This window comes from Terrilactibacillus laevilacticus (assembly GCF_006517395.1).
Lineage (GTDB): Bacteria > Bacillota > Bacilli > Bacillales > Sporolactobacillaceae > Terrilactibacillus > Terrilactibacillus laevilacticus.
Genome location: NZ_VDCY01000002.1, coordinates 93,290 through 105,763 on the forward strand (window position 1 = coordinate 93,290; position 12,474 = coordinate 105,763).

Here is a 12,474-nt window from a genome sequence, read left to right on the forward strand (position 1 = left end):
TGTTCTTGTTTACTTAAAAAATCTGAAGTAAGTGTTTAAAAAAATGTTTCATAAATTTATCTGCATCAACATCTATACATACATTTGTATTTGGTTGGAAATTATTTACTCTATCCAAATCTTCGGTCGTTCTCCCTAATGCATCGTCTTCTAAATCAACTTTAATATGCAAAGGTATTGTTTTAACGAGTTCGGGATTTACTGCAACACCAACTGCTAAAGGATCATGAAGGGCACATCCTTTTAAATAAGGATGAAGTTCTTTGTATGAATTCAAATAAAAGCGTGTAAATTCCGTAAAAAAAGCACTTAACTTAGTTCCTTTTTTTCGCCAATGTTCTACATTTTCATTTGTTAATAACGTTTTTCTAGTTACATCTAATCCAACTAAAGTAATAGGCAGGTTAGACTGAAAGACAATATTGGCTGCTTCTGGATCGATCATGATATTAGCTTCAGCAAATTTTGTAACATTACCCGGTGTTATGAATGCACCACCCATAATAACGACTTTCCCTATCATATTCACTATTTCGGGATCCTTGACAATAGCTTTGGCTAGATTTGTTAATGGAGCAGTTGCAATAATCGTTAAATCTTTCTTGTACTTATATATTTGCTCGATTATAAAATCAATAGCTTGTTTGGATGATATAGACGTATCACTATCTACTGAACCTAGGGTTTCTCCCAATCCATCAGAACCATGAATCTTTCCGCTATATTCCCTTGTACGAACTAGTGGCTTCTCAGATCCCTTATAAACAGGAATATTTGTATTTAAATACTCTAGGATCTTACTTGTGTTTCGATATGAATAGGCTACAGGAGCCATTCCATAAGTGGTTGTTACCCCTAATAATTCAACATTAGGTAATGACGTTGCGTATGCAATAGCTAAAGCATCGTCTATACCTGTATCAACGTCCATGATTATTTTTTGCATAGGTTCCATCCCCTCAAAAAAACAGCAAGATCACTTTTACTGTATGAATTTCTATATTATTAAGCTATGGTTTCCTCCGCTTCATTCACTTGATTAAAATTCTTTTTGAATACAATTACAAATATCCAAGTAGCCAACGCAATCATTATCATAAGGATTAATGAAATATTGCTAAATGGCGCAGATTTCAAGTTTGAAGAAAAATCGACTACTTTTTTCATCATAAAGGGTTGACCATAAAGCATAGCGACAAATGCACCACCCAAGGAAAATGATATTGTTGTAATTAGTTTTTCAATTCCAATACCTGCGCCATGTTGATGACGAGGTAATAATTGAGTAAAGTTTGATAGGTATCCAGAGAAGAATAAAGCATAGCCAATATTAAAAAGACCCATTCCAAGAAAAGCGAAAACAACTGAATAGCCAACAAAAAACGCAATACATGCTAAACCAACAAGAATAAATGATCCTCCTAATAAAGTGATATTACGGTATCCAATTGATTTAATTATACGGCCAGAATACATCCCCGTAACAAAAGCTGCAATATTCGTTATTGTATAAAAAACACCTATTAAACTAACCGACATATTGTACGTTTCATTGACGATAAAAGGAAATATAAAGAAGAATCCCATTTGTGTGGCATAGAACAATGTGCCGACAAATAAAGACCTCTTTATGCCCTTTATTGTAAATAATTCAGGTTTTAAAAAAGCATTTTTGCTCTTTTTTATATAGAAAAAGAAAATAACTGCACCGATAAGAGCGGCTAATAGTAAAAGTGGATATTTCATGTGATATGTCATAAACAGGACGAGAGATGTAGTGATTACTGTCATTAATATCATTCCAAAAATATCAAATGATCCTCGTCTTGATATATCTTTAGGAAGGTTCTTAAGTAATATAGGCATGCCTAAAATAGTAATGACAGGAATAAGAAATACATAGCTCCAATGAAAGTATTCTGCGATAAACCCACCAAATAAATGCCCCGCTGCTCCTGCAAGTTGATAGATTGCGGTGTTATATCCGAAATATTTGGCTGCAGTTAATTTATCAAAATATTTGATCGCGATAATGACTTGTAAAGCAATTGGCGCAGCGACTGTGATAGAAAATAACGTCCGCGAAATGAGCAGTGTAGTAAAACTGTCAGAGAATACACCTAATAGTGAAACAATCGGAAAGGCAAATCCTGTCCACAGTAAAACCTTTCTGATACTGATAGTATCGGACATGGCTGTAAATATAATTGTTGCAATTCCAAAAAATAATTTTCCCAACGTAACAATTAAACTAACCGTAGAAGGTGTGACCCCAAATTCGTCAGAAAGGGAAGGTGAGATAAGATTGAAAACATTGTCATTAAAGACATAAAAAAACTCAAACAAAAGTATCCATGGCATACACTTTGCTACCTTACGCTGAACATCAATTTGTTCAATTTTGTTCATTGAAATACCCACTTTCTTAAAAGGATCTTTAAGCGATGTGATGAGCCTATCAAGTTACAACGTCATACGTAGATTTCAACATAGTGATGAAGTGATTGTTCATTTGAAATTATTGTGGCATCCCCTCCTTAAATGGTATTAAGAAACAATCAAAAAATTTTTTGTAAAGATTGTTCTTATTTGAAGGACGACGTTCTTCTTATTTGGTAAAAAAATTCTTCTAAGCATACATTTTTTAGTAAACATCTAGTATACTTGGAAGCAAAAATTTCCCATATTTTAGATTCAACATATAACACAATATTCGAATAATTCACGGCAATATTGAGGTTTATTTATTGATGATTAGTTTATCATTATTTTTAGCTCATGCAAATAATATTGTCAGAAAATATGACATATTTTTATCATTAGCAGAGTAGCTTATTCAATTGTTATATGAAATAATTTCCCCCGAACCGAAAAAAGCAGACTCATCTATTGATGAAGTCCGCTGAACAACGTGCTGATCAAGGATTAGTAAAATGATTTTGGCAACATTTATAAGTTAACTATTAATCACTACATCATCTTGCGCCTAATCTTTTTGAGATTCGATCTGCGGCTTTTTGACACTCCAATAACAATTGTTCTTTATTTTCTCTCATTCTAATTTCCAATCCTGAAATAGATAATCCAGCAACAACATTTCCTGTATAATCATAAACCGGAACGGCTATTCCCATCCCACCTAAACTAAAATCATTGGATGAAATGCAATAGCCTTTTTCTTTTATTAATTGAAGTTGTTTTATAAGTTCAGATGAATCACACACCGTGTATGGTGTAAATCTCTTTAATCCACGAGCCACAATTTTGTTTATTTTTTCCTCCGAGAGATATGCCATTAAAATTTTTGTAGTCGCCCCTGCGTGAAGGGGAACTCTTTTTCCCAATGGTGTTGTATACCTTACACTTTGTGAACTCTCGACTTTATCAATGCATATTCCGTCTAAGCCATCGATTATCATTAACATTACAGTCTCTTTTGCAAATTCACAAAGATCTTCCATAAATGGTCTTGCAATTGTTCGCAAGTTCATTTGACCTGCAACAACCATTCCTAATTCAAAGAGTTTAATTCCCAAAAAGTATTTTTGACTAATAGGATTTTTTGTTACAAAACCTCGATTTTCTAAAGTAACTAAAGCTCTATGAACAACACTCTTATATAACCCTAAATAATCACTTAACTCTGTCACACCCCATTCGGTTTTTTCAGAATTAAAACATTCAAGAATTCTTAATATCCTATCTCCAGTTTCTAAAATAGCTGTTTTTTTTGAAGAGTTATCCATAAACTCAGACCTTTCGTTCCGAATATAAGAACATTATTGATAGATTTTCTATATCATATATTAAATAGTCTTAATCGTAAACTGAAACGAAGAACAGAATGTTACAACATTGTTCAGATTAATAATAACTTCAAAAGTGATGGAGGTACTTTAAAACGTAATTGAGGCACTTCAACGCTTAATTGAGGTACTTCGAACATAATTGAGGTGCTTCAACACTTAATTGAGGTACTTTAAATCGTAATTGAGGTGCTTCAACATTTAATTGAGGTACTTTTTAACGTAATTGAGCCACTTCCAAACTTAATTGAAGCCGTACACTCAGGTACTGCACCAATCATTTCGGAAGAACTGAACTACTTCAATCTATTTTTTTCAACGGAAAAAAGCCGAGATAATTACCTCGGCTAATTGTTCGCTCATTTTTTATAGAATCAGTCTTCTTTCACTAGCTTAAATCCGCTAATGGCATTTTGTAGATCTTCGGCCATTTTTGTTAGTTGCTCTGCGCTTCTTGACATTTCTTCCATGGATGCAAATTGTTCTTCTGTTGCAGCAGATACATTTTGAACACTGGCAGAGGCCTCTAATGCGACTTTGTTAATAACTTTAAAGGATTCTTGAGCATTTGTGGCGACTTCAGCTACCTCTACGACTCTTTCTGTTACATTTTCTATTTGATCGTTAACGTCTTTTGCAAATGACTGGATTTCATTAAAAGCATGCATCGAAGTGTTTACTGCGTCTAGTCCTTTATTAACTTCTTGGACGCCGACCTTCATTGATTTACTCACGTCATCCGTTTCGGTCGTAATGGTTGTCACCACATCTCGGACACGATGAGTTGCTTCTGAAGATTGTTCAGCGAGCTTTCGAATCTCAGCAGCAACAACACCAAATCCTTTTCCTTCTTCTCCAGCTCTTGCGGCTTCGATGGCCGCGTTTAGCGAAAGTAAATGTGTTTGGTTACTGATATCATCAATGTAATTCACAATTTCACTGATTTTTCCTGATTGTTCGGTCATCATTTCTACCGTTTCCGCTAGGTGTTGTATTGTTCTTTGTATCGTCTTCATTTGTTCAAAGGTTAGATGTAACGTCTTGTCTCCCTTTTCAATTTCATTTCCGGCTTTTTCAGATGTAGAGGTAAGATTTAGCGTACTTTGTTTAATCCATTTTAAGTTTGTCGCCGCTTTTTCGATGTCCTCCGTACTTTCTTCAATTCGTTCCGATTGCGTTTCCGTTCCTGAGGCGACCTCTTGGATGGAATTCGTAATTTCTTCTGAGGTTGCTCGACCTTCCTCTGCGCTTGCAGTTAATTCTTCTGAAGAAGCAGCGAGTGAAGACGCTTTTTCTTGAATAGAGAAGATTAATGTTTTCAAAGAATCTCGCATTTTTATAAAAGATGCACTTAGTTTCCCAATTTCATCTTGGGATTTTGCTTCAATGTTGACCGCTAGATCACCTTGACTTACCTTCTCTGCTGCATCCATTAATCGGCGAATGGGAATTAAAATCATTCGAATAATAAATCCAATGATGAGGAGGCCTAGAATAATAGATATCCCTACAATAATTGATGTCGTTGTTAATATAGACTGCGTTTCACTTGCCACTTCATCTAAATACAACGTACCCATTAACTTCCAGCCTGTTTCTCGGTTTGTTTTATAAATGAGACGCTTTTCCTGGCCAGCTAGATTATATTCGAAAGCTCCGGATTTATTTTTAAGTCGGTCGGCAATAAATTTTGATTCCGAAGTTCCCGATTTTTTTTTAGGGTGGGAAATAAATTTCATTTGACTGTCAAGGATGACACTGTAACCTTTTTCCCCAATTTTATTTTCACTAAGTAGTTTTTTAAACGTACCAGCATTCATGTCGATGGCAACAACACCATTACCATCATTCGTCGTTCTAGCCACCGTTACAACAAATTGATGGTTGGTTAAAGAGGTGTATGGCTGAGATATAATAATTTCTCCAGGGTTAGCCACGGCTGTTTTATACCAATCTCGTGTTCTCGGGTCAAAATCACTAGGTGTTTTAAACTTTTGTGGTTCATGAATAAAAGACCCCTCTTTGTTCCCTGCATAGACCATTAAGGCACTTGGATCTTCCTTTAGCTGCTTTTCCAACAAATTTTGAATATCTGATTGATTATTTTTCATGTCAGCAAGCTGAGTATTATCGGCTAAAAAACCAACAGCTTGTTTTTGACCTAAGACAATTTCTGTTATTGCGCCATTTATTAAATTCACACTATTGTCGGCATTTTGTTCCATCTGATTTTGTATTTTTGTTTTTGCATTGTAATAAGAAAAGGCACCTACTAACAAACATGGAACGATTAAAATGATAAGAAATGAAGTCATCAGTTTCCCACGAAGTCCCATATTGAATAAATTCTTAAATCTTTGCTCCATAAAACTCTCCCCCTTCTCCTTCTTTTGTCTGCAATTTAATATCGGTGCTTTTATATCCTCTTTGAACCGTTTTTCTTTGTTGAATATGACAAATTGTTGAATGTTGGGGGGAGAAGATATACGTTATGCTGTATCTTTTTATTGGAACACCTTATAGAGGTTGTTCAAAAAGTTACCAAATGATAAGCTACGAATCTCGGCGCCCACTTGTTTTTCCGGTCCTCATGTAACGGATACAAGAGGATCGCTGGCTAAAATCGCTCACGTCCTATGGAATGCCGGTCCTAAGGAGCTGCGCCGCTCTTAGCCTCCCGACGCCCAGGACGGGCTAGTACTGGCGTTCTGGCAGGATGCCAGCGTACTTAGCCAGTAATCCTTTTCATTTGTCACCTTTTTGAGCATGCACTTATAGCAAAGCCGAGACAAATGTCTCGGCTCGTTTTTTAGATCGTTTCGTTGGGAAAAATTAATTTAGCCGGGTGTATAATCCCTGCTAAGATTGCACCACTTCTCCGTGGAATTGAGGCACTTTGCTTGGGGATTAAGTGGTTGCTCTGAGATTGAGCTACTTCGACCTGGAATTGAGCCTCACCCTCAGATTGCACCACTTTAACATTGGATTGCTCCACTTCAACATTGGATTGCTCCACTTCGCTTCAGATTGCACTACTTCAACATTGAATTGCACCACTTCGCTTTGGATTGCACCGCTTCAACATTGGATTGCACCGCTTCGCCTTCGGATTGCACCACTTCAACATTGGATTGCACCACTTCGCTCTCGGATTGCACCACTTCAACATTGTTTTGCACCGTTTCGCTCTCGGATTGCACTACTTCAACATTGAATTGCACCACTTCAACATTGGATTGCACCGCTTCGCTTTCAAATTGCACCACTTCAACATTGGATTGCACCACTTCGCCTTAGGATTGCACTACTTCAACATTGGATTGCACCACTTTGCTCTCGGCAGTTTGCACCACTTCAGCCGGAGTAACTCTCTCCGGAACCGAGCCACTCTACTCTTTTTTCTACTCAAAAAAGCCGAGACAAATGTCTCGGCTCATTTCAGTCTATTTTTTTATAGAGTTAGTCTTCCTTCACTAATTTTTATAGAGTTAGTCTTCCTTCACTAGTTTAAATCCGCTGATGGCTTCTTGTAAGTCTTCAGCCATTTGGGTTAATTGTTCTGCACTGCGTGACATTTCTTCCATGGCTGCAAATTGTTCCTCTGTTGCGGCTGAGACATTTTGCACACTGGCAGAGGCTTCTAGGCCCACTTTATTGATGACTTTAAATGCCTCCCTAGCATTGTTTGCGACTGCAGCTACTTCTACGACTTTTTCTGATACATTTTCTATTTGCTCGTTTACAGCATTCGTAAAAGCTTCAATCTCATTAAAGGTAACCAGTGAGTTATTGACGGCGTCAAGTCCTTTATCCACTTCTTGGACGCCCGCTTTCATTGATTTACTTACGTCATCTGTTTCTGTGATGATGGTGGTTACGACGTCACGGACACGATCAGTTGCTGCTGAAGATTGTTCAGCCAATTTTCTGATTTCAGCTGCGACAACGCCAAATCCTTTTCCTTCTTCACCTGCTCTTGCGGCTTCGATGGCTGCATTTAGTGAGAGAAGGTGCGTTTGGTTACTGATATCATCAATGTAATTCACAATTTCACTGATTTTCCCTGATTGTTCGGTCATCATTTCAACTGTTTCTGCCAGATGTTGTATCGTTCTTTGAATGGTCTTCATTTGATCGAATGTCAAATGTAATGTTTTGTCACCTTTTTCAATCTCTTTAGCTGCATTCTCAGACGTTGACGTGAGATGGAGCGTACTTTGTTTAATGGCTTCTAAGTGACTGGCCGCTTTGCTCATTTCCTCTGTACTTTCTTCAATTCGCCCAGATTGAGTCTCCGTTCCAGTAGCAACTTCTTGGATGGAATTCGTAATTTCTTCAGATGTGGCACGTCCTTCTTCTGTACTTGCTGTCAATTGTTCAGAAGAAGCCGCAAGTGACGATGCCTTTTCCTGAATCGAATAGATCAATTCTTTCAAGGAATCTTGCATTTGGATAAATGCTGCGCTTAGTTTACCTATTTCGTCTTGAGATTTCACCTCAATATCGACCGTTAAATCGCCTTGACTAATTTTCTCAGCAGCAAACATTAAGCGGCGAATGGGTTTAAGAATCATTTGAATGATGAATCCCATTAGTAAAAGACCTAATAAAACTGAAATTCCTACCACAATAGATGTTGTTATTAGAATAGACTTTGTTTCATTTTCTACTTCATCTAAATACAACGTACCAATTAATTTCCAACCGGTTTCGCTATTCGTATCGTAAATAAGGTGTTTCTCTTCGCCATTCAATTTATAATTGAATTCACCAGATCGATTGACAAGACGATCGGCGATGAATTTATCTTGTTTTGTTCCTGGTATTTCCTTAGGATGAGCGATGAATTTCATATCACTATCAAGAAGAACACTGTACCCTTTTTTCCCAATTTTGTTTTTGTTGAGGATTTTTTGAAATCCTTCCGCATCAATATCAATACCTACAACGCCTTTTCCATCGTTTGTCGTTCTAGCTACTGTGACAAGATACTTATTATCTGCAGCTGAATAATAAGGCTGTGTAATCACGATATCCCCTGGATTCACCATAGCATCCTTGTACCAAGGTCGAGTTCTTGGATCATAATCAGTCGGGAATTTCGTATTACGTGGTTCATACATATACGATCCATCTTTATTTCCCACAATGATCATGGATGCATTCGGATTTTCTGTTTTTTGGTTTGCTAACAATTCTTGGATGTCTGCTTTATTCTGTTCCATATGATCAAGCTTAAGTGTATCTGCTAAAAATCCAACCGCTTGTTTTTGCCCCGATAGGAGTTGTATGATGGATTCATTAATTAGCTCTACACTATTTTTTGCATTTTGCTCCATTTGATTTTGGATTTTATTTTTAGAGTTGTAATAGGAAATCGACCCTACTAACAAACACGGAACGATTAATATGATGAGAAACGACGTGATGAGTTTCCCTCGAAGCCCCATGTTTAATAATTTCGTAAGTCTTTGCGACACAAAAATGCTCCCCCTTTTTATTATCTATCATTTATATCGGCAAGTTAGGTTGCTCTTTGAACCTTTTTTCGATAAAAAACGACATTTATTAAAAGGGGAGAACAATTAAAATTCAAGACGTGTCATCTCGGCTATTATCGTTTCACTTACCTATTTCATTAAGACAGTCATCAATGATGTCAATGGCCTCATCAACGTGCTCTTTTCGAATAATAACTGGCGGAATGAAGCGAATGACGTTTTTATCAACACCGCAGCTTAAGAGCAATAAACCTTTTTCGAGGGCTTTTTCTTGTAATTGATGAACTTTATGAGCGTTTGGTTTTCCTTCCTTTGTCACGAATTCCATGCCGATCATAAGGCCAAGACCACGTATGTCTTGGATGTCGGAATATTTTTTAGCTAATTCATGAAGTTTTTCGATAAAATACTCACCCACGAGGACGGCATTATCGAGACCGCCTTGCTCTAGGCATTCGATGACGCCGAGTCCAGCCGCACAGGATATCGGATTCCCGCCATAAGTCCCGCCATGGGCCCCGCTTGACCATTTATCCATGACTTCTCGTTTTCCAACGATGGCGCTTAACGGAAATCCGTTCGCGATGCCTTTGGCGAGTGACATGATATCGGGCTTTACACCAAAGTGTTCATGGGCAAACATTTTCCCTGTTCGGCCGAATCCGGTTTGGACTTCATCAAAGATCAGGAGGATTCCATGTTGATCACAAAGGTCTCGAACGGCTTGAACAAACTGAACGGGAGGGACAATATAGCCCCCTTCCCCTTGAACAGGCTCCATCAAGATGGCAGCGACTTTTTCTGGAGCAATCAAATAATGAAAAACGTCTTCAATTGATTGAAGGCAGCGCTCCGTCTCCGCTTCCGGCGTTAATCCGGTTCTGAACGTATACGGGTACTCGGCAAAATAAACACTAGGCAACAACCCTTCGTATTCTTTTCGATATTGGGCGTTTGACGCTGTCACGGTTGTTGCCCCCATCGTTCGCCCATGGAAGCTTCGTTTAAAAGCGATAATCCCAGGCCGTTTGGTTGCCCATTTGGCGAGTTTAATGGCTCCTTCTACCGCTTCGGCCCCGCTGTTTGAAAAGTAGAGTTTATGATCGCCGCCAGCAAGATGACAAATTTTTTCAGCCAGTTCAACATACGGTTTGTAGTAGACGACATTGTGACAGCCATGGACCAGTTTTTCCATTTGTTCTTGGGCTTTTTGAACAATGTAGGGATGATTATGTCCGAGATTGGTGACACCGATGCCGCTTGAGAAATCAAGATACTTTTTTCCTTTCGTATCCCATAAGTAGGCTCCTCTGCCTTTTTCAATTTCAAGTTCCGTGATGCGTTTGGCAAGAGGCGGCATCACGGCATTGGCCCGTTCAGATAAAGACTTTTTCGACATATACTTTCCTCCTTAGCCGCACTATTTTTTTTACTACTATCCTTCTATTTTTAAAAAAGCAGACGTTAACCGCCGAGTTAGCTTTGGCAGTTTGTGAAAGGTGTAAGGTTTGTAGACCCGCTCCGTCCATTTATGGGCATCCATTCCATAGACGCCAAGATTAATCGAAGGAATATCTAATTTCCGAAGATGGTCAAACGGTACTTGGCCTAGAGAGTCCCATTCAGGAAAGTTCTTGGTAAGGACTTCTAAACTATTTTTCAAATCGATGAGAGATAAATAACTGCTGTCAGATAAGTAAGGAAAGAAACGTTTGATCGAAAAAGTTTCCCCTGTTTCTTTTCCAAAACGTTCAGCCTCTTCGTGAATGATGTTTAAAATCTGTTTTTCACCTTCAATAAAGGTGTAGGGAACATAAGGTGGGCCAAAGAAGATGATGATACACGGCTGCATCGTTTGATCATGTTTTCTCAATTCATCCACAATATGATACGTTATGGTTCGGATGTCTTCCTTTTGATATTCCAGATGAATTTTTTCTGCTAAGGCTTTAACATTAACGCCTTGCCCTCCGAGTTTCTCGCAAAATTCTTCGTACGTGTAGACGGCCAGATCCCACGTGAGCATGCGACTCGGCAAACCATTTCGTTTAAGAAACGCCTCGTATTGCGCTTCGTAGTATTTTTTGGTCATATCTCGAACGTTATATGCGATGGTCTTTAATTGATTCATAATGTCTTCCGGCGGTCGTTCGTAGATCATGTAATTAAAGTAGATGAAGCTGGTGATCGGGGTTTGAACGTTATAATGATCTTTGATTTCACGATTTAGGAGTGTACAAGGCGGAAGAATCATCTCTCCCTCTAAGTTTTCAGCGAGGGACATATTGTTATTGATTTGACGGTTGAGCTCAGATGTAACGAAGGTGGGATCGAGCCCTTTTAATGTCTCGCCGACATGCGTTTCTCTTCCATAGACGTAAAAACTGGGCAAACATTTCCCAACAGCGCCTGTATAAATATACCGAGCTGGATCTCCTGGATAAAAAGCAGACGTGTAATCATTGTTAATCGCAGCCACATAATCGAGAGAGAGGGTCTCTTTTATCCGAAGAAGCTCCTCTGTTGCGGCAATAATCCCGCCGTGAGAGGTCTCTTCAATAGGGTTAACCATGAGTAAAATATTCCCTATTAATCTATCTGGATGCTCTGAATAATAGAGGAGATTGCTTAGATGAACCGCCAGCCCGCTTTTCATATCTAAAGCCCCGCGGCCAAACATCCAATCACCAGATAAAGCCTGCTCGCGAATGGTATCGTCCCCCGTGTATGTTTTAAAATAGTCCAATAACGCGGCAGGATCAAAAGCATGTTCTTCAAGTTTACCAAAATCCTTGACCCCAACGGTATCCATATGCGAATGAAAAATAACGGTCTGTTTAGTTTGTTTAGGTCCACGAACGAAAGCAAAAACATTTTTTCTACTGAGCGGATCATTTGGTATTTGATGAAGCCAGACTTGTGTTGGGTGATGGGTAAAGTAAGGAAACTGTTTGATTAAAGCAGCGATTTGATCTGCGATGCCGGCTTCATTCGGTGTGCCGTTCACACTCGGCATATTCACAAGCCATGTGGTTAACTTCTCGATACGCTCTTCCTCTGTTAAATCCTTTGATAACAAATCCACACATTATCGCTCCTTTCCCATAGCCTATATCTCATTATGTATATTCGATTGCGGGCTATTTATACTAAAAAGGGGGACAGGA

8 protein-coding genes are annotated in these 12,474 nt (G+C 38.5%); all 8 read right to left on the reverse strand.

The window, feature by feature from the left end:
* Positions 1 to 13: 13 nt before the first annotated feature.
* The 8 genes from FG390_RS03500 to FG390_RS03535 all read right to left on the reverse strand — a co-directional run bounded on the left by FG390_RS03500 (position 14) and on the right by FG390_RS03535 (position 12,392).
* Complete coding sequence (locus FG390_RS03500; protein WP_141189653.1) at positions 14 to 946, reverse strand: nucleoside hydrolase; 933 nt, start codon at positions 944 to 946, stop codon at positions 14 to 16.
* Positions 947 to 1,005: 59 nt separating this feature from the next.
* The gene (locus FG390_RS03505; RefSeq protein WP_141189654.1) at positions 1,006 to 2,409 is read right to left on the reverse strand and encodes an MFS transporter; all 1,404 of its coding nucleotides are present in this window, start codon (positions 2,407 to 2,409) and stop codon (positions 1,006 to 1,008) included.
* 566 nt (positions 2,410 to 2,975) lie between these two features.
* Entirely contained in the window at positions 2,976 to 3,746 is a 771-nt protein-coding gene (locus tag FG390_RS03510) for an IclR family transcriptional regulator (RefSeq protein ID WP_141189655.1), read from the reverse strand.
* 434 nt (positions 3,747 to 4,180) lie between these two features.
* Positions 4,181 to 6,172, reverse strand: coding sequence for a methyl-accepting chemotaxis protein (locus FG390_RS03515; RefSeq protein ID WP_141189656.1), 1,992 nt, complete (start codon positions 6,170 to 6,172; stop codon positions 4,181 to 4,183).
* A 666-nt stretch (positions 6,173 to 6,838) separates the two neighbouring features.
* Positions 6,839 to 7,090 (reverse strand): hypothetical protein, encoded by a 252-nt coding sequence (locus FG390_RS03520; protein WP_141189657.1) that lies wholly within the window; start codon positions 7,088 to 7,090, stop codon positions 6,839 to 6,841.
* Positions 7,091 to 7,294: 204 nt separating this feature from the next.
* A complete protein-coding gene (locus FG390_RS03525) occupies positions 7,295 to 9,286 on the reverse strand; it encodes a methyl-accepting chemotaxis protein (RefSeq protein ID WP_141189658.1) in 1,992 nt (663 codons plus the stop codon).
* A 142-nt stretch (positions 9,287 to 9,428) separates the two neighbouring features.
* Positions 9,429 to 10,706 (reverse strand): aspartate aminotransferase family protein, encoded by a 1,278-nt coding sequence (locus FG390_RS03530; protein WP_141189659.1) that lies wholly within the window; start codon positions 10,704 to 10,706, stop codon positions 9,429 to 9,431.
* A 36-nt stretch (positions 10,707 to 10,742) separates the two neighbouring features.
* The gene (locus FG390_RS03535; RefSeq protein ID WP_141189660.1) at positions 10,743 to 12,392 is read right to left on the reverse strand and encodes a M20/M25/M40 family metallo-hydrolase; all 1,650 of its coding nucleotides are present in this window, start codon (positions 12,390 to 12,392) and stop codon (positions 10,743 to 10,745) included.
* Positions 12,393 to 12,474 lie beyond the last annotated feature (82 nt).